The 19,480-nt window shown below is 50.7% G+C and carries 12 protein-coding genes; 8 read left to right on the top strand and 4 right to left on the bottom strand.

What is annotated here, in order from left to right; all coding sequences use genetic code 11:
* Positions 1-173: 173 nt before the first annotated feature.
* Genes HGH92_RS01985 through HGH92_RS01950 form a run of 8 tightly spaced genes read left to right on the top strand, consistent with a single transcriptional unit; the run spans position 174 to position 15,280 of the window.
* Positions 174-3,656, top strand: a complete 3,483-nt coding sequence (locus HGH92_RS01985) for a TonB-dependent receptor (RefSeq protein WP_211092515.1) — start codon at positions 174-176, stop codon at positions 3,654-3,656.
* A 25-nt stretch (positions 3,657-3,681) separates the two neighbouring features.
* Positions 3,682-5,406: a DUF4397 domain-containing protein gene (locus HGH92_RS01980; RefSeq protein ID WP_168869084.1), complete on the top strand. Its 1,725-nt coding sequence runs from the start codon at positions 3,682-3,684 to the stop codon at positions 5,404-5,406.
* A 6-nt stretch (positions 5,407-5,412) separates the two neighbouring features.
* Complete coding sequence (locus tag HGH92_RS01975) at positions 5,413-6,576, top strand: hypothetical protein (protein WP_168869083.1); 1,164 nt, start codon at positions 5,413-5,415, stop codon at positions 6,574-6,576.
* 7 nt (positions 6,577-6,583) lie between these two features.
* Positions 6,584-7,612, top strand: coding sequence for a fasciclin domain-containing protein (locus tag HGH92_RS01970; RefSeq protein WP_168869082.1), 1,029 nt, complete (start codon positions 6,584-6,586; stop codon positions 7,610-7,612).
* An 8-nt stretch (positions 7,613-7,620) separates the two neighbouring features.
* On the top strand, positions 7,621-8,790 hold the full coding sequence (locus HGH92_RS01965) for a fasciclin domain-containing protein (RefSeq protein ID WP_168869081.1): 1,170 nt from the start codon (positions 7,621-7,623) through the stop codon (positions 8,788-8,790).
* 24 nt (positions 8,791-8,814) lie between these two features.
* Positions 8,815-9,792, top strand: a complete 978-nt coding sequence (locus HGH92_RS01960) for a fasciclin domain-containing protein (protein WP_168869080.1) — start codon at positions 8,815-8,817, stop codon at positions 9,790-9,792.
* A 24-nt stretch (positions 9,793-9,816) separates the two neighbouring features.
* Positions 9,817-13,077 (top strand): TonB-dependent receptor, encoded by a 3,261-nt coding sequence (locus HGH92_RS01955; RefSeq protein WP_168869079.1) that lies wholly within the window; start codon positions 9,817-9,819, stop codon positions 13,075-13,077.
* A 25-nt stretch (positions 13,078-13,102) separates the two neighbouring features.
* Positions 13,103-15,280: an IPT/TIG domain-containing protein gene (locus HGH92_RS01950; protein WP_168869078.1), complete on the top strand. Its 2,178-nt coding sequence runs from the start codon at positions 13,103-13,105 to the stop codon at positions 15,278-15,280.
* Between the two features lie 226 nt (positions 15,281-15,506).
* Here the strand turns inward: HGH92_RS01950 and HGH92_RS01945 are convergent, their stop codons facing one another.
* The 4 genes from HGH92_RS01945 to HGH92_RS01930 form a co-directional block, all read right to left on the bottom strand.
* The gene (locus tag HGH92_RS01945; protein WP_168869077.1) at positions 15,507-16,244 is read right to left on the bottom strand and encodes a M57 family metalloprotease; all 738 of its coding nucleotides are present in this window, start codon (positions 16,242-16,244) and stop codon (positions 15,507-15,509) included.
* A gap of 484 nt (positions 16,245-16,728) precedes the next feature.
* Positions 16,729-17,682, bottom strand: a complete 954-nt coding sequence (locus tag HGH92_RS01940) for a HEAT repeat domain-containing protein (protein ID WP_168869076.1) — start codon at positions 17,680-17,682, stop codon at positions 16,729-16,731.
* A gap of 78 nt (positions 17,683-17,760) precedes the next feature.
* On the bottom strand, positions 17,761-18,447 hold the full coding sequence (locus tag HGH92_RS01935) for a LytR/AlgR family response regulator transcription factor (protein WP_168869075.1): 687 nt from the start codon (positions 18,445-18,447) through the stop codon (positions 17,761-17,763).
* Complete coding sequence (locus HGH92_RS01930; RefSeq protein ID WP_168869074.1) at positions 18,425-19,480, bottom strand: sensor histidine kinase; 1,056 nt, start codon at positions 19,478-19,480, stop codon at positions 18,425-18,427. Before HGH92_RS01930 ends, HGH92_RS01935 begins: the two co-directional genes overlap by 23 nt.

Below are 19,480 nucleotides of genomic sequence, written 5' to 3'. Positions count from 1 at the left end.
TAAAATCCATAGCATGGAAGAAAGATTTACATAACGCGGCAAAGAAAAAACCGGATCACGCAAGCGTACCCGGTTTAAGGTGCGATGCTGATGATACCAGGCCTGAGAAACCGCATCATCGCGTCGCTGTCATTAACTAACCCGAAGGATTAACTAATTAACAAGGTAAAAGTATGAATTTTTTCCTGGGGAAACCCTGCGCTTATTTTAAATGGGTTATGCGTATCTCCTTTTATGTAATGGTGGCTTCCATTGTTACAACAAACCTGATGGCCAGTGTGAGCACCAAAGGGCAGTCCGTGGAACGGACACGCCTCTCGGCCGATTTCAGGAAAACGCCGCTCCGGACAGCACTGGAACAGCTGTCTGCCAGGTCCGGTATCCGGATCTACTTCAACGATGAAAAAGTGGATAATGCGCAACGGGTGTCTATCCATACCGACGATGCGCCACTGCTGGAGATCCTGGACAAATTGCTTGCCCCGGCCGGATTGGCGGCACAGGTGTATAGCGACAATAAAATCACGGTCGTGCCCCTGAGCGCCATTCCTCCGCCGGTGAAAGGTACCGTAACGGATAAAAACAACGGCACGCCCCTGCCGGGCGTAGGTATCCGCATCAAAGGCCAGAGCGGCGGCGTTATCACTGACGGCTCCGGCCATTTCAGCATCAGCATCCCGGAAGAAGGCGCTGTACTGGTGATCTCCTATATCGGTTACCAGCAACAGGAACTGAAAGTAGCAGCAGGCACCACCTCCCTGCAGATCGCGATGAAACCTTCCCGTACCCAGCTGAATGAAGTACAGGTACAGGCCCGCCGTAAAACCAATACGGAAGCTTCCGTCCTCGCAGAAAGAAAAGCCTCCGCCATCGTGCAGGACGCCATCTCTGCGGCCAACATCGAAAGAACGGCCAGCATCACCACCACCCAGGCTTTACAACGGGTGTCCGGTGTTACCATCACTGACGATAAATATGTGGCTATCCGCGGTCTGGGCGACAGAAGCGTGATCGGACAGCTCAACGGCGTACGCCTCGCCTCTTCTGATCCGGACCGCAGCGCTATCCCGCTGGACCTCGTGCCGGCAGCCCTGCTCGATAATATCACCATCTATAAAACCTATACGCCAGACAAACCGGCCGATGCCGCTGCGGGCATCATCGAACTGAAAACCCGCTCTGTGCCGGATACGGCGGTGCTCAGCGTTATCGCGCAGACAGGCTTCAATTCCAATATCGGACTGGGAGGCAGCATCAACAGCTTCAACAATGCAGACCCCGGTTTCCTGGGCCAGAAAGTGAAGCAGGCAGGCCTGTCTAAAGACTTCATTGCACTCGGTAGTCAATACCCCGGTGGATTTTCACAGGTGCAGTCCATGATCGCCAACAGCGGCAATGACCCGCAGCTGAAGCAGGAGGTGAACCGCATCAACAATATTATGCACGGCTTCGACCCGGTGCTCACTACCCGTTATACAACAGCGAAAATGAACCAGCTTTACTCCGTGACCTACGGCAACAGCTTTAACGCTTTTCGCAAACATAAACTGGGCGTGATCGCTGGTGTCAACTACTATCAGCGGGCGACAGACATCCACGGCGGAGACCTCACCCAGTGGAGCATCTACCAGGGCGTACTTACTGGTAATAACCAGGTGAACAGCACCCGTATCATCCCTAATTATATCACACCTAATAACATCAACCTGGGGAAGTATATCTCCTACAAGGAAAATACCGGTACCTCCACGCTCAACTATGGATTTCTCGGAGGCCTCACTTACCGCTTTAATCCCCGTCATGAAATCAGTATGCAGTACATGGGCAGCAGGGGAGCGGAAGTACAGGCGACCAATTTATACGGCGCCTACGAGTACACCGGTTTATCAGGAGATGTGAGCAACATCGTGTATTCGCTGAAGCGCAGCTACCGTACCCTCAATACCTTTAACCTGCAGGGGGAACATAAACTGACAGCGGGCGAATACGCGCCCCGGTTGAGTTACAACTTCGCCACCTCCACTTCCAGCCAGGATGATCCGGATTACCGTTTTGTGAACCTCGCGGCTTACACGCCTGTTGGCGGCGGTGCTATCAGCGTGCCTGGCAGCCTGCCTAATTCTACCGGTGTTACCGGCACACCAGTATATTATTCACTGGTGTCCGGTTATGTGAATGGCTATGGCCCCTACGGTATCATCCAGGCAGATCCCAACGGCCGTCGTTACCGCAGCCTGAAGGAAACGAACTATAACTACAAAGCCGATCTGACGCTGCCTTTCCGCCTGCTGGGCAAACGGCAGGAATTCAAAACAGGCTTCAACTACCTTTTCCGCGACCGTCAGTTCAGGGAAAACGTGCTTTCATTGCCAGGCTCCAACTTCTCGTCCACCGGCAACCAGGCGCTGTATACCGTTCATGGCAACCTCGATCGACTCGTAGGCTATGACCAGATCGGCATCAAACAACCAAACGGCCCTGTCGGTGAAGGACAGCCTGCTGTTGGCGGGTTCCTGTACAACGCACAGAAATCTCCCAATAACTATAAAGGCTCCTTTGAAACACGCGCTTTCTATGGTATGCTGGACCTGCACCTGCTGGACAACCTGCGGTTAACAGGTGGTGCCCGTTTTGAGCTGACCGATATCCGCACGGCGGTGGACACTGCCGGCGTTTTCCTGGACCCTGCACTGACCACCCCCAACAAAGACGGGCAGACCGTGAAGCTGGTATTTACCCAACCTTACTCTGTCTACAAAACAGACTATAAGCCCTATTATTCCCTGAACCTTACCTATACCCTGCAGGAAAACATGAACTTCCGCTTAGGGTACAGCACCACGCTGGCAAGGCCGGAGCTGCGTGAAATCACCAACGTGTTTGAGTTCGATCCCTTCCAGTTTGCACTGGTAGTGGGTAATCCCAAACTGGTGAACCAGTCCACTACCAACTACGATTTCCGTTGGGAATGGTTCCCTCATTCCGGTGAAGTGATCGCCGCTTCTGCCTTTTACAAACAGATAGACCATCAGCTGACGAAGGTGTACACCCAGAACTCTGCCGGCCTGGACGCCCGTTTCCCTGAGTTTCCGGCCATCCGCTTTGAGAATGACCCTAACCGTGGACAGGTATATGGCATCGAGCTGGAAGTAGTGAAAAACCTCGGCAGATGGTGGTATCCGCTTCGGAACTTTAATCTCGGTTCCAACCTGTTGCTGGCACAGAGTGAAATCAAAAAGTCACCTGAACGGCTAAACGATTCCAGGATCGTGGACCGCCGGTCCCCGTCCAACAGCCCGCTGTTTGAACAGGCGCCTTATTCCATCAACGCTTATCTGAACTATAACAACCCGCGCACCCGCACAGACCTCACCCTTACGTTCAACGAAGTAGGTGAGCGGCTGATACAGATCAACCTGACCGGTGAGCCCGACCTGTACAGCAGGCCTGCACCCGTACTGGATTTTGTTTTCAGTCAATATCTCACCAAAAGGTTACAACTGAAAGGATATGCCAAAAACATTCTCAACCCCGCCTGGAGAGAAGTATATGCCAATCCCGGCACCGGAGGGAAGTACTACGGTAACATGTATATCCGTCGCAGTTATTTCAGAGGCACTGAATTTATGCTGGGATTGAATTATAATATTTTCTAAAGGGAAAGACCGCAAAATGAAGATAATGCAAGCAGTAAAATATTTTTTCCTGACATTCCTTCTTACAGGGCTGTGGGCCTGCAAGAAAGACAAAGCGGACTACCTGTTCCGGGAACTGCCGCAACAGCCGCCGCTGACAGCATCCACCGTGCGGCTGATGAACATGGGACGGACTGCCACAGAACTGATCATCAATGATACGCCACTGACCAGTTTCGTACAGCCTAATATCGAAGGGTACTTTCTCGACGCACGGCCTACACTGTATTTTCAGAACGGTCGTATGGGCAGCAGTTATACCATTCCGCAGCGGTTTATCGGCGCTAACGGGAACGCACATATAAAAATCGGGAGCATGATATACGGTCATAAGGAACTGATATATCCCAAGGAGTTTGATATCCATGAGGATGTGAACAACCCGACCGATTTCTACAATGTGTTGTACGGCGATCATGGGGGCAGCAATATACTGGGTGATGACTCCCTGTTTGCCATTCCTCGCTCCATATCCCCGCCGGCCAACCCGGAACATTTCAAAATACGCCTGCTGAACCTCAGCTCCGCACCGGATGCAGCGTCTCTTGAAGGAGATATGTCACTCGTATTTGCAGACGGGACAAAAGTAAGCGCCACTACCAACAACATCGCCACCGGGAAATATTCAGATTATATAGAACTGCCTTATGGTACTTACCAGTTTAAAGCGATGACCAACGACGGCAGACTGCTGCCGGCCGTGAGAGTAAATGCTGATGAGTTGTTGAGCGTTGTTAACAGAACGACAGGCACCATGACAAACGGTAACAATCCTGTAGTAGATACCCGCCTTACGTATGCGCCTATACGTACATTTCAGCCCGGTGGTGTTTATACCATCATGGTATGCGCCAGCATGAGCTTTAGCTCGCTCGATGCCGGCAGCAGTTCTGCTTCTCCGGCAGGTATCAACAGCTATCGTATCATCGCAGACAACAAAGAAGCGTTAAATATCACCTATGGCCGTTTACAGGCGGTGAATGCCATGCCCGGTGTATCTGTTTCTGTCAGCGTGGACAGCAAGCCCCTGCAGGAAGGTGCTATGGCTTTTTCCAAAGCTACCGGATATAAAACATTGGTCAACGGTACACATACCGTGCAGCTCACAGATGCCAGCGGTAAGAAACTCGCCGAGCAGTCCCTGACCATACAGGGCAGCGATAACTATACCGCCTGGGTATATCCGGGAGAGAATGGTCAACCGGCGATGAAGCTGGTGGCCAATAACCTCAGCGGTAGTTTTTATCTCAGCAGCAACCCTAAAGGCGATGACGGCAGCAATGACCAGTATACTTATTCCATGCCGTTTAAGATACGTTTCCTGAACCTTACCACTGATATCCCTGAAGTGACCTTCACAGGCGCCAATGGCGCGCTGTTGAATGATTTCCTGAGCTTCAGAGGCGGCAGCAGCCAGCATATCAGTAGGGGACAGGTCATCACTGATCAGCCGTATATCTTTTTCTCTCCTTTGACGGGCATCAAAAAGCTGGGCGTATACGCTTCCCAGCCGGGTGTGCTGCCGGGTGACTGGATACAGGAAATTCCGCAGCTGTCCGGTACTGATTTTATTGCCCGTCCGGAATTATATGCCGGCTTGCTGCCCGCTTATGAAACAGGCGTGTATACCGTAGCGCTGACAGGTAGCCTGCATCCGAAGAATGCCGGCGAAGCCGCTGCCAGCATGATTATCATCAAACATAACCAATAATGGCCCATGAAGCAGGAATATAAAAACAAGATTCATTTTTTAGGGGGACTGATCGCTTTGGTTTGTATCCTGGCAGCAGGCTGCCGTAAAACGGATTTCCCGGATGTCAGTTCACCCGCTTATCTCCGGGTGTTCAACTGTCTGACCTATAACGTCACTATCGACAACAAAGATGCTCCGCAACCTTTCCTGACCATGCTGATAGACCCGGTGCTGGATGCTTCCGGCATGCCTGTCAACGCAGACGTTACCTTCGATTTTATGACCACCAGGGGCCCGCTGGCAAGACCATACCCCGATGCCGGCAATACCGCCCTGTGGCAGAAGGAGTTTCCCGGTACGGCAAAAATACCCGTAGGCCCTATCGTGAACGGCTACGACCTCTCCGGCTACGGCATGGTGAAAAGCGGTAGCCACCGGTTTATGTTCATCTCACGGCCACGCAGCAACGACCCGTTCTACTCCCTGCCAGCCAGCGCCAGAAAAGGCATACTGGTGGATACTACTGTCAACCTCGAACAAGGCGAGATCTATACGATGAACATACTGGAAAAATCTGTATACACAAGGAAGACAGGGCTCTACCTCCGCAAGGAAATATTCACCAAAATCCCGTTGTCGGATTCACTGGTGTACACCAACTTTTACAACCTGAGCTCAGAAGGGTATGCGCAGACCTTTGTATTCGATGATAACAGCAAAAACACCTGTATCAGGGATACCATGAACATCTTCTATACGCTCTATGCAAAAGACCGGCAGAAGATCAAAGGATATACGAATGCCTTCATGACCGGCGTGACCCGCTCACAGGAACCTGTAGTGCATCCTTACAGCAACTTCCCGCTGTTCCCGGATTCTACCGCCAACCATATTTATGCCGGTACGTCCGGACAGATGTTCAATATCCTTAGTCCTGGTACGCCGCCTGACCAGGGCGAACAGTCTGATGACAGCAAAGGTAACTACACCTCTTTTGCACTAGGTCCTGAAGCGCCGGCGGCCGTGTTCAACCTCGGTGGTGATGTGCGTACGGGCATGGTCATCTCCGTTTACTCCGGTGTCTATAATCCGCGGTCATTTGCTACTGTCAACACCGTAGAATATGTGAATGGCAATATGTACATCACCACGCTGCAGCGCCGTTATGATCCGCCTGTCTATAAATAAACGAATCATGAAAAGATACTTCATCGCTTATATTTCCTTGTTGATGCTGTGGGTAACGGCCTGTAAAAAGATAGACGTTACCGGTGACGAACACACGTCCGATATCCGCACTATAGGTGACTTTATACACAATAACTACGATCTGAGCCTGTTGTCTGCCGCTTTGCAGCAAACGGGGCTGCTGGACAGTCTCAATACAGATGGGCCTTTCACCATATGGGCGCCGGACAATAAAGCGTTTAACGATATCGGCATCAAAAAGCCGGACGACTTTGACCGGATGAACAGGGACAGTCTGCGTACCGCCCTGAAAAATCTGATGCTCAAAGACCGTTTATACACGTCCGTTATCCCCACGCAGCTGGACAACCGCTATGCCTGCCTTGGCGGCATGTCGTCCTATATTTCCGTGGGCGTTATAGGCACCAACGCTGATGCCTTTCCCACGGCCTTTAACGGAAGCCTGGTATATGATGTGGGCAAACGTAACCTGGGCATGAAAAACGGGGTCATACATATACTGAAAGGAGTGCCCAAATACAACGAACGAAACACGCAGGAATGGCTGGCAGCAGATACCACCCTGTCCATTTTCGTGGCTTTGCTGAAGAAAACCAATCAATGGGATGCCCTGAAGACAGAAGGCCCGTTCACCATATATGCACCGGTGAATGACGCTTTTCGCAATTCTCAGCTGACACCCGACAGTATCGCCAAAATAGACCTGGCACGTTACAAGCCGCTGGCATTTAACATATATACGCTTGGGTTAAAACCACATCATATCCTGATGAATGATATGACGGTTATCGGCGCCACCAGCGCCCGTATTGACCTGGGAGACGGATATTCCATTAATCCCAACCCCTACGGTGGTTTTAACGTCTATGCGCCGGGAGGTAAATGGAACTACCATACCCCCGGCGGTGTAGACATTGCGGATGGTGCAAAAGGACGGGATATCATGACCACCAACGGAGTGGTGAACCGTATCAATAACATCCTGTTGTACCCGGACTCCCTTTTAATCAAATAAAACCGGAAATGATGAAGAGAAAATATTTCATATATACGTTTGCGTTATTCCTGCTGTTTCTCTCCGCCTGCCGGTTAAAAGATGCACAGGTGACACCGGTGGGCAAGCCCCTGGAGTATGCCGGGCCTACCCGCAAAATCCGTGAACTGCTGGACAGCACCAACCTCACTGTTTACAAGGCTATCTGGAAAAAGGTGAATATGGATTCCGTGATCGCTGACGGAGCCTGGCAGGCCTATACATTGCTGGCACCGACAGATGACGCTTTCGCTAAAGCCGGTATCACGGCGGACAAAGTGAAGGTCATGCAGGTTGAAGACCTCGATACCCTGTTGTTTTACCATGTACTCGACAGCTGGCTGTCAGGCGACCAATTGAAAAAACTCACCGGCAGCAACAATATGCGTTCGCTGCTGCGGCGCACAGACCTGCCGGGCTTCTACAGCAATGACCCTTATATCTACGCGCAGTATCTGGGATATCATGACGGTAAACTGATGATTAACGGGAAACCCTACACGCTGAAGCCGCTGGAAGCCATCAACGGTACCATCTACCTGCTGGACGCCGTGCTGAACAAACCGGCGCAGGACATGTACGATTACCTGCTTAATAATCCTGAATTCAGTTACCTGATGGAAGCCTTTCGTATCAGCGACAGTATTTACCAGTTGTCGTGGAAGCAGCCCCGGATGACGGACCTGCTGAAAACAACAGCGCAATACAAATCGTTCACACTGTTTGCGCCTACCAACCGCGCTTTTCAGCAATCCGGGTTTAATACGGTGGATGATCTCCGGCAAAGGGCATTGCTTTATGACGTGGGGGATTCCTACTACAATGATAACATGTATTACGTGAGCCCCACCACGTCATTGGACTCCGTGCTGTCGGCCAATCACCTGGATTTTAATGCTGCCATGAAGCCCAATTATCCGTTGGTGCTGTTTTCCAACGACCTGACGGACAACGCCATGCTGGCAGGTTTCCAGATCAGGCCCGGATCTACTTATCACGAAGGGCCGCAGTTTATCCGGCTTTCGTTTGCCAATAATGCCGGAAGCATTATGGTAAAGCAGCTCGGCTCATCCCTGCCCGCCCGCAAACTGGTAACAACCGACCTGCTTTTCCGTAACGGGGTGATTCACGTGATAGACGATGGTCTGTTTATGCCATAAGGCTCATCAAAAATATTTAACAAGATGAAGAAATATATATTGTTTGGGTTGATGACAGCCGCTTTGATTTCCTGTAAGAAGGACGACGATAACCTGTCCCGACCTGATAAAGACAACAATAATATCCTGTACGTGATCGAGGATAATAAGTTCAATTTCTCTTTTTTCAATACCGCCATAACGGTGACCAACTATGGTCCCACTTTCCGTGAGAAGGGCCCGTACACCGTGCTGATACCGGATGATAACGCTTTTCAAAAATCCGGTTATAATACTGTTTCAGACGTGGCCAAAGAAAAAGGCGCAGTGCTGATGAACATGGTAAAGTATCATACCCTGCCGGGAAAATGGCAGCTGGACAAACTGCCTTTCCGGTTTAATCAGCCGGTCACCACCGCTACAGGCGCGCAACTGTACGTTACCCATTGGGTACACGGAACAGACACCGTTATCGTGGTGAACGGCACCCGTGTGACAGCGCTCAATATGCCTGCCAGCAACGGATTGATACAGGTGATTAACACCGTGCTGAACCCGCTGGTGCAGGATAAGCTGAGCGACGCCGTGGCCGCGGAGCCATCGCTGACTTATTTCAACGCCGCCCTGCAACGCGCAGGCCTGAAAGATCTGCTGAAAGGCGATGGTCCGCTCACCATATTCGCCCCCGGCAACGACGCTTTCATCAATGCCGGTTTTCCTACCACCGACAGCATTGTGAAAACCGATCCCGCATTGCTGCGCAACCTGCTACAGTTCCATATGCTGGCCACCCGCCGCTTCGTATATGACTACGTGTTGACAACTGACAACAGCAACCAGACGCAGCAGAATATGCTCAATAACAGCGCCACCACCGTTAACCTGCAAAATAACGGCAACGACTATAGTATCACCATCCAGGGAGCCGGTAACCGGCAACCGGCACAGGTGCTGAAGTCCAATGTGCTGACCAACAACGGGGTGTTGCATATTATCGATCAGGTATTAACGGAAAACTTCTGATGCGTTATTTAAAATGATCCGAAAATGAAAAAATTATATATACTATTCAGCCTCCTGTGTGTGCTTATTGCCACGCACCTGCAGGCGCAGGAAACCAGCGGACGGCTCGACGGGCGCGTGCTGGACGGGAAGGGGCAGCCTGTTCCCGGTGTAACGGTACGGGCCATACATACGCCTACGGGCACACGTTATGGTACCGTGGCCGGTAATGATGGTCGTTACCACCTGGCTGGCCTCCGGATTGGCGGCCCCTATACAGTGCAGGCATCCATGATGGGAATGGGCACACAAACGAGAGATGGCTTGCAGGTAAGACTGGGAGAACCTTTGCAGCTGGAGCTGATATTGGAAGATAAACAGAAACAGCTGTCGGAAGTTGTGGTGAAAGGAAACAAAGTGGCCAAAGCCAGCACCTACGGTGCGGGACAGAACATCAGCAGCGCGCAGCTGAAAAATATGCCGACGATCAATCGCAGCATACAGGATATGACGCGACTGGTGCCACAGGCATCGAAAGACAATTCCTTCGGCGGTACGAACTTCCGTTACAACAACGTTACCCTCGATGGCGCCATCAACAATGATGCGATAGGATTCAGTCCTTCTACCGGTGGCATCACCGGTACTTCCGGCATGCCCGGCGCCAGCACCCATACCAATCCGGTGTCCATGGACGCCATAGAGGATATGCAGGTATACCTCGCGCCATTCGATGTGAAGATCGGCAACTTCACCGGCGGCAGTATCAACGCGGTGACCCGTAGCGGCACCAACACCTTCACCGGTTCCGTATATGCTTTTGGCCGTAATGCCGCTATCACCGGCAAAGACAAAGCCGGCACCCTCGGCAAAATGAACAGCGACTTCTACGATTATCAGACCGGTATACGACTGGGCTTTCCTATCATCAAAGACAAACTGTTCTTTTTTACCAATGAAGAATTTACCGGCCGCCGCGATCCCGTGCAACTGCTGGCAGGACAGCCTGAAACGGCACAGATACTCTCTGCAAAAGACGAGCAGGATATCCGCAATGCCACGCTGCAGCGCTACGGAAATGCCTTTGATCCCGGCACCGGCGGCGCTTTCAGCGCTAAAAGCAATTCCCATAAATTCTTTAATCGCCTCGACTGGAACATCAACGATAAACATCAGCTGTCTGTCCGCAACAATACCATCCTTTCTGAAGCCATGATGATGGACCGGGACCAGGCCGATTTCCGCTTCACCAGTATGGCTTACAAACAAACCAACAACCAGACGTCCACTGTGGCGGAACTGAAATCCCGCTTCAGTCCTCAGCTGGCCAACAGCCTTATCGTTGGTTTTACATCGGTGAAGGATAAACGTGATCCGCAGTCCGATCCTGCATTGCCGCAGGTACAGATCATGGGCCGCACGCCAGGCACTACCATCTATCTGGGCACAGACAGGGAAGCGGCTATTTTTAACATGCAGCAGCGCACCTGGGAAATCACTGATAACGTGACCCTCTACAAAGGAAAACACACCTTCCTCTTTGGTACGCACAATGAACTATATCATATCAACTATGGCTTTGTGAACAGCTGGAACGGCCGTGTGGATTATCTCAGCATAGATGATTATCTCCAAAACAATCCATGGCGCGTAAGGGGTAGCTATAACTATACAGACAACAGCAGGGCCTATATCATGGACCACCCGCAGTCTTTTAACCTGGACATGTTGAGCGCCTATGCACAGGACGAAATTCAGCTGACAGACAAACTGAAAATTACGCCAGGTATCAGAGCCGACTATACGTTGTTGCCGGAAAAACCAACGTTGAGCGACAAAACCCAAACCGCCATCCAGGACGGTTTCCTTGGCACCACTTACTACTACACGCCACTGAACCGGATCACCAACCATTATCTTAACAGGGTACAGATCTCTCCACGCCTGGGCTTCCGTTACGACTGGATGGGCAATCAGCGCCTGATTCTAAGAGGTGGAATCGGTATGTTCACCGGCAGAATTCCGCTCGCCTGGCTGGCCTATGCCTATTACAATAATGGCGACACGTACGGCGCATTCGATCAGAAAGCTGACCAGCAGGCATTCGTAAAAGGTTCCGATCCGCTGAAAGGCGGTAACAACGGCATCGGCGGGTTCATTGAACAAAATGGCGCTGTGTTGAACAATAAAAACACCGGTAAAACGCAGGTGGACGTGGTGGACAATAACTTTGTGATGCCGAAAGTGCTGCGTACCAGTCTCGCCGCTGACTATACTACAGCATCAGGCTATAAGTTCACCATAGAGGGTATCTATACCAGGAGCCTGAAAGATGTGATGTTTAAACAGGTGAATATTAAAGATGACCCGCGTTATTACGGGTATGATGTAAATCAGTCGCAGCCTGTATTTGGCGGCAGCATAGATCCTCGCTTCGCCAATGCGTATGAATTAAGCAATACCAATAAAGGCTACCGCTACAGTCTCACCGGCAGCATCAATAGGAATTATGCATTCGGATTAAATGCAGGAGTGTCTTATACCTACGGTGAATCAAAAGACGTGGCCAATGGCATTCGTAACTCTATGGAGAGCAACTGGCAGCTGAACCAGGCGCTGAACCCCAACAATCCCGGTCTCGCGTATTCCAATTTCGATATCCGCCACCGCATTGTTGTGCATGTAGACTACCGCAAGGCGTGGGACAAAAAATGGGTCAGCAGCTTCTCATTGTTTGTCAGCGCGCAGTCCGGTTCTCCGTTCACCTACGGTATCGTGAACAACAGCATACAGGGATTGCCGCAGCAGGTAAGCCTGGTGTATATTCCACAGGCTACAGAGGCGGTCCGTTATTTCCAGGATTATACAGATGCGGCGGGTAATGCGGTAACAGCAGCGGCCCAGGCAGAAGCCTTTAACCGCTATGTGGATGGCAACGCATACCTGCGCAGCCGTCGCGGTAATTTCACTGAAAGGAATGCTGGCCGTACGCCCTGGAACACACAGGCCGACTTCCACTTCGGGCAGGAGTATCACTTCTCTGGTCGTCCGGGCAGCAGCTTCCTCACCTTTACACTGGACGTGATGAACCTCACCAATCTGCTGAACAAAGACTGGGGCAGGTCATATTTTTCGCCTAATACTTTCAACTCAACAGCCAGTGTGGGATTGACACCTTTTTATCCCGGCCGGCAGAGCAAAGAGAATTATCCGGTGTACATGTTTTCAGATCCGGGAAAACCTTATGCGGTTGATTTCTTTAATTCCCGCTACCAGTTGCAGCTGGGAATGAGGTATTCATTTTAGGTAATCGATATCAAATTAAAAAGTGATGAAACAATTTATATATTTTTTAGCAGGCGCCATGCTCATGCTGGCTGCCTGCAAAAAAGACCATAAGGAGGTAGAGACGCCGCTGACGGTTTCCAACTTTATGCCGGGCAGCGGTAACCCCGGTACGGTGGTGACTATACGCGGAACGGGTTTTAGCCGTACGCTGGAGTCCAATGAAGTAGCTTTCAATGGGACTGCCGCCCGGGTAGTCAGCGCCAACGATTCCGTGCTGGTGGTACAGGCCCCGGACAAAGGCACTACCGGCCCCATAACAGTTAAGAGCGGCGACCGCACCATACAAGGCGGTACCTATACCTATCAGGCATTGAGTATTCACGGTATTACACCTGCCAACGGTCCGGCCGGTACGAACGTATATATTTCAGGCGCCGGTTTCACCGCGACCGACGGCCCGGCTGAAGTGACCATCAACGGACATGCAGCCATTATTGCGAATTCCAACGATACCCTGCTGGTCGTGATAGTGCCTGCAGATGCCGGTGCCGGCGCGATAGAAGTGAAAGTGAACGGTACACATGCCACTGGTCCGGCATTCAACTATCAGTCCATCGCGCAGATCAAACCTGTGAAAGGCGGCGCTGGTACGCAGGTAACGCTGACAGGTTCCGGTTTTGATCCGGTTGTTGCCAATAATCAGGTTTCCTTCAACGGAGCCGTGGCCACCGTGGTCAGTGCCACCGCTACGTCACTGGTGGTGATAGCGCCGGCCAATGTAAAAACCGGTCCGGTGTCGCTGACCATGAACGGGCAGAAAACCACTGGTCCTGTATTTACGCAGGTGCCGCCGCCTTCTGTCAAGACGGTAGCGCCGCTCAGTGGCCCGGTTGGCAGCACTGTTACCATCATGGGAGATGAGTTCAGCGATATCACCGACGAAGATTCCGTATTTATCAATGGCACGGCAACGCATATATTAAGTGCCATGAAGGGCCAGCTGGTGGTCACTGTTCCTCCCGGCACCACCTCCGGTACGCTTAAAGTAGTGGTAAACGGCCAGGAGGTAAATGGCCCGCGTTATACCGTACAGGCGTTAGGGGTAGCGGAGCTGTTGCCTGACAACGGGTTGGCTGGCACCGTGATCAGGATCAGGGGTACCGGCTTTGACCCTGTGGCGGCCAATAACCATGTTACCATTAATGGCCTGGCGCTGACAATCAATACGGCCACCGACACCGTGTTGACCGCTACGATACCTACCGGTATCACTACCGGCGCCTTGCAGATCACTACCGGTAGCCTGTCGGCCACAGGGCCGCTGTTTCGCAGGGCGGGCGTCAGCCTGTTCTATCAAGGCGCGATGGTGGTGGCCAACCAACGGGGCATGGCCATTGACAGCAAAGGATATGTATACCTGAGCGCCAACACAAAAATTTACAGGATCAACCCGGACGGCTCCGGTGGTACGCTGTTCGCGGGCGATGATAACTCCGGAAATGCCAACGGCACCGGCGGCGCTGCACGTTTTAACGGTATCTGTGGTCTTGCTTTTGATGCAAACGACAACCTGTATGTGGCCGATGGCTGGAACAACAGTGTCAGGAAAATCACGCAGGCAGGAGTGGTGACGACCTTCTACTCCGGTATCGAAAATCCACCGCGCTATATTACAGTCGATCCGTCAGGCAATGTGTATATAGGGTCTGAATACAACGGCACCTACCGCATTTCTGCCGATGGCTCCCAGATCAAACAGCTGTCCAGAGGTGGTTTCTCTTCGCAGTTTACTTACGTGAACGGGTCCGTGTTCTGGTCCAACACCGATGGCGGTGCGGTGTACCGCTACAATAGTGTTACCACCGAGGTCGGATTGTTTGCGGGCACCTTCTTCCAGTCAGGTTACGTGGATGGTCCGCGTGGCGTGGGCAAGCTGGACGGACCAGGTACGTTGGTGTATGATCCTGTAAGCGGATTGATTTATGTGATAGATGGCAATAATGCGTCTATTAGAAGCATATCACCGGCAGATGGCACCATTGGTACGGTCACCGGTTCGGGCGGCACTTATGAGCCGTGGCATACCGGCAATAAGAATGGTACTTTACAGGAGGCGCTTATCTCGCCGGCATCGGCGGGGTCTATGGCGGTAGACCGGCAGGGAAATATCTACTTCGTGGAAGATTTCCTGGGGCAGATCAGGAAAATAACCTTGCGCTGATAATAGCCCGATCATAAAGAAGGGTCCGTTTGTCTTCAGGCAGCGGACCTTTTTTATTGCCGGTTTTCTGCGATCATCATGCCGTGAATTTTTATCGGGATTAACACGAAAGTCCGCTCCGGCTTGCCGGAGCGGACACCTGTTATATTCTGATCGTACAGAATGTGGAGCTAATAAGGTTGATTGTCTTCTTCAGACAAGTTACCGAATGATGGTGAACATGTTTTTAGTATAACCACCGTGCGGCTATCTTGTCATAGTTAGACAATACAGTGGCGCCGGAATTACACTGTCCTGCATTCATCAGCGAAAGTGCGTCAGTAACAGGTGTGCCGGGGATTTGCATACCACCGGTTTGATTGGTGTGCATGATGGAAATATTATGTCCTATTTCATGCGTAATAGTACGTTGACGTTGTGCAAAGCTGTTGCCTGCAATATATGACTTGTTGATCTGGATGAGGTTACCTGCCTGACCATTGGAAGGGAAGGTGCCCTGTCCGCAGATGCCTGCGCCAAGGTTGGTGTCCTTGATCAATATGTCATAGGACGTACCGGTAACGATGCTGAGGTGTAAAGCAATGTCGCCACCGATATTGTTCCACTGGTCAATGGCAGAATTGATTTCCGCCATCATGGAAGCCATGCTGTCGTCTACTTTGATACGAACATTCAATGCGTTGGCTGCGGTCAGTTTGCTGCCTGTCCATTGTTGCTCGGTGGAAGCTTTGCCATCAGGGACTACCATGTCTTTGGGGAAGCGGATGTCTCCATCGACGATATATGCGTCGCCGTTATCAACGATGTCGCTTTGGGAAAAGCCCAGGCGTTGAATGTAGGACATCACTTTGTCTGCGTTATCTTTTTTTTCCTGCACTACAGGTACATCAGCATTTTTGCTACAGGATGCCAATAGGAATGCTGACAGTACAGTAAAGGCAAGTGTTTGAAGGGTTTTTTTCATGGCTAATTTAATTTGGTGATTGAGGGGGACGATCAAAATATACAGGATAACATGTACAGTAGCGGAAATATGGCTATTTCGCTTCACTACCGGAATGTTTTTGTGATTCAGACTGGTTGTATGTGCGCTGACGGATTTTATTTGTTTGTAAAGCAATGACAGCATAGCTTTCCGGGTATAAAGCAAATGCGTGGCATTCCTATCGTGCAGACAGATTTAGTATTTGTGAATATTGTTGAAATTAATAACGGTTTAGAAAAATCACTTTGTCAAACGGGTTTGATCAGGTTTTCGTTGTGCTCGTCGTGCTTGAAGCGTGTGCCGTGCTTTTGTGTACAGATTTTGGTTTCTAGTCAGCAATAATATAATAAACAATTCAAAAAAAGAATTTTTTTTGAACGAAAAACGTTTTACCATAATGATAATTGTTTTAGTTATTTGAAGAATGCCTGGCATTCTTCAAATAACTAAAACATCAGAATCTCTAAACAATAAAATGATGGCGGAACGTTTGTAACCAATTTTTTTCACGGTCCCAGAGCAGTGCGTTCTTTTTTCCTGTCAACAGTTCGTAGAGCTTTTTTATTTCGGGGTTGCCGGCAACATGCTGCACCAGGAATTCAAGCGCAAAGATGATTTCTGTTTTACCATCGGTGCTGATCGCCTCTATGGCCCGTTGTTTGGCCACCAGTTGTTTTACCCGCCTGATAAGATCAGGCACCACCTTTTCGTCACCGTATTTAATGACGCCGTGCAGGGCGGTGAACTTGTTTTTGCCGTTTTCCAGTTGTTCGCGGAAAAGGTCGAGATAGGACGCATCGCCTAATTTCAGAATGGCGCTCAGTGCGGTGCCGGAGACATCCTGTTTTTTGTGTTCCAGCAATTTCACGAGATAAGGCAGACTGGCAGGCGACCCTGATGTGGCCAGGGCGATGTTGGCATATATCAGGGCGTATTCATTTTTACTGGTGCTGATAACTTCCAGCAGGGCTTCCTCAGCTGTTTTCTCCGCGGAACGGGACAGCGCTTTGATAGCACTTTGGCTGACCTGCCACGAACTACTTTTCACCGCCTGGACCAGGGGCGTAAGATCGGTGCCTGCCGGCTTTTCCAGATCTGCGAGGTGGTCCAGTATATTCGATTGAATATATTTGTCTTTTTCTTTTGTTACCCGGGAGATAAGAAACTCCATCGCTTCCCGGTTGTCGGTATTTTCTGCGATATGCGCGAGCGTAAAGTAGGCGCTCTTGCGTCGCCGCGCATCTTTCTCCGTGTTGATGAAAGTGATCAACTGGGGAATATGGGCGGTATTGTTGAGTTTTTCCGCTTCTCTCAGCGCAGCCCATGAAATGGTGGTGCTGCTGCTTACGCCCGGCGGCGGAGGCCAGTCGCTGGTGTCATTCATACGGTCGATCAGTTCAGTCAGATATTGGTCCATGGCGGATGAAAGAATTAATGAAGGGCTAAATATAAGCAATTGTCCGCTAGGATGTTACAGGCCAATGTTCATGCGTGGTTATTTCCGCTTTAACCGCTCCAGAAACTGCTGCCGGTAGGTAAGCCCTATCGGTAATGACACCTTATGCAGCATCACCATGTTTTTTTCATACATCGTAATATGCCGGAGGGAAATAACGTATGACTTGTGTATGCGGACGAAATGCTGCGGGGGCAATAGTTCCATCAGCTCGTTCATGTTCATCAGCGCCATCAGCTTTTTTTCTGTCGTATGGAATTGCATGTAGTTACCGGCAGCTTCAATATACAGGATATTGTTTGTCCGGACGCGGTGCCACTGTGAGCCGCTTTTGATCACGACCTCTTCTTCCGCGGGCGTATTGCCTGGTTTGTTGCCGGCTGCGGCAACAGCTTTATTGACGGCTCTCAGGAAACGGGGATAGTTGATGGGCTTCAGCAGGTAGTCGACGGCATTGTATTCATAACTTTCCGCCCCAAATGCCGCATAGGCGGTGGTAAACACCACCATGGGCTGCACCGGCAGAGAGGCCAGCAGGTGCATGCCGGACAGCCCCGGCATATTGATGTCGAGGAAAAGGAGGTGTACCTCTTCCCGCAACAGGTACTCCATGGCTTTAAACGGATTGGTGAAACTGCCGGCCAACTGCAGCCGGGGCGTTTGTTCTATGTAACGTTGCGTCAATGCCAGGGCTAAAGGCTCGTCATCCACCACTATACATTTCATGGCTGTTTAAATTTATTTCAAGCAGGATGTCAAAATGATGATCGTTATTGTTGATGTGCAGCTGGTGCCCGGAAGGATATAGTAACGCGAGCCGCTTTTTTACATTGGCCAGCCCCACGCCGCCCACCTGCGGGATGGCTGTTGCCGGCGTTCCCCCTGCGCTGTTTTTTACAGAGAAAGACAACTTATTGTCCACCACCAGCAGCTGTATGTCGATGTAAGACAGCTCACCCAGTCTGATACCGTGTTTAAAGGCGTTCTCCACAAAGGGGAGCAATAACAGCGGGGCTATCTGGTGATGGCTGTCTGCCTGGTGGTAAAACCGGATATCCGCCCGGATCTCATCAGAGATCCTGAATTGCTGTAATTCAATATAATCTTCAATGTAGGTGATCTCTTGTTCCAGCAGTACCTGTTCTTCATTGCTTTCATACAACATATACCTGATCAGATAGCTGAGCTTGTCGATAATACCGGCAGTGCGGGCATCGCCATACAGCGTGGCGCTGGCATAGGCGGTATTGAGCGTGTTGAAAAGAAAATGAGGGTTGACCTGCGCCTTCAGAAAATTCAGTTCCGCTTTCAGTTTTTCCTGCTGTATCACCTGCTGCTGCGCTTCTTTTTTTAGCCAGGTACGAGTGAAACCATAGCCCATGGCCAGACTCAGCAGGATAAGGTCGAAAACGGCGTTGATCAGGATTTGTTCTTCGAATGACTCTTTTTGTGTAGATACAATACTGTCGAAAAAGAGGAAATCGATGACAGACTTCAGTGTGGTGGTGCCGATATAAAGCAGCAGCAGTTGCAGTGCCAGTTGCTGCTTTTTTTTCAGTGCAGCACCCCGGGGGATGATGATCAGCGACGCAGTATAAAACATGGCGGCATTGATCAGGGTGCCCACTGTCAGCGGATAAAAAAGCGTATGCTCCCTGCTGCTGAAAACACCAATGGTGTCGGCAACGAAGGCAAAGAGCAGATAGGCGCAGGTCCAGATGAGCAGGTGGATAATAACTTCAATGCGTTTTCTTTTCAA

This window comes from Chitinophaga varians (assembly GCF_012641275.1).
Lineage (GTDB): Bacteria > Bacteroidota > Bacteroidia > Chitinophagales > Chitinophagaceae > Chitinophaga > Chitinophaga varians_A.
The sequence above is the reverse complement of the archived record's forward strand: the minus strand, read 5'-3'. Positions and strand labels throughout refer to the sequence as shown.

What these genes read in the sequence shown, in the direction of transcription:
- HGH92_RS01980 (WP_168869084.1), top strand. Translation starts at nt 3,682, where the DNA reads ATGCAAGCAGTAAAATATTTTTTCCTGACATTCCTTCTTACAGGGCTG.
- HGH92_RS01975 (WP_168869083.1), top strand. Translation starts at nt 5,413, where the DNA reads ATGAAGCAGGAATATAAAAACAAGATTCATTTTTTAGGGGGACTGATC.
- HGH92_RS01945 (WP_168869077.1), bottom strand. Translation starts at nt 16,244, where the DNA reads ATGAAAAAAACCCTTCAAACACTTGCCTTTACTGTACTGTCAGCATTC.
- HGH92_RS01955 (WP_168869079.1), top strand. Translation starts at nt 9,817, where the DNA reads ATGAAAAAATTATATATACTATTCAGCCTCCTGTGTGTGCTTATTGCC.
- HGH92_RS01960 (WP_168869080.1), top strand. Translation starts at nt 8,815, where the DNA reads ATGAAGAAATATATATTGTTTGGGTTGATGACAGCCGCTTTGATTTCC.
- HGH92_RS01985 (WP_211092515.1), top strand. Translation starts at nt 174, where the DNA reads ATGAATTTTTTCCTGGGGAAACCCTGCGCTTATTTTAAATGGGTTATG.
- HGH92_RS01965 (WP_168869081.1), top strand. Translation starts at nt 7,621, where the DNA reads ATGATGAAGAGAAAATATTTCATATATACGTTTGCGTTATTCCTGCTG.
- HGH92_RS01970 (WP_168869082.1), top strand. Translation starts at nt 6,584, where the DNA reads ATGAAAAGATACTTCATCGCTTATATTTCCTTGTTGATGCTGTGGGTA.
- HGH92_RS01940 (WP_168869076.1), bottom strand. Translation starts at nt 17,682, where the DNA reads ATGGACCAATATCTGACTGAACTGATCGACCGTATGAATGACACCAGC.
- HGH92_RS01950 (WP_168869078.1), top strand. Translation starts at nt 13,103, where the DNA reads ATGAAACAATTTATATATTTTTTAGCAGGCGCCATGCTCATGCTGGCT.
- HGH92_RS01935 (WP_168869075.1), bottom strand. Translation starts at nt 18,447, where the DNA reads ATGAAATGTATAGTGGTGGATGACGAGCCTTTAGCCCTGGCATTGACG.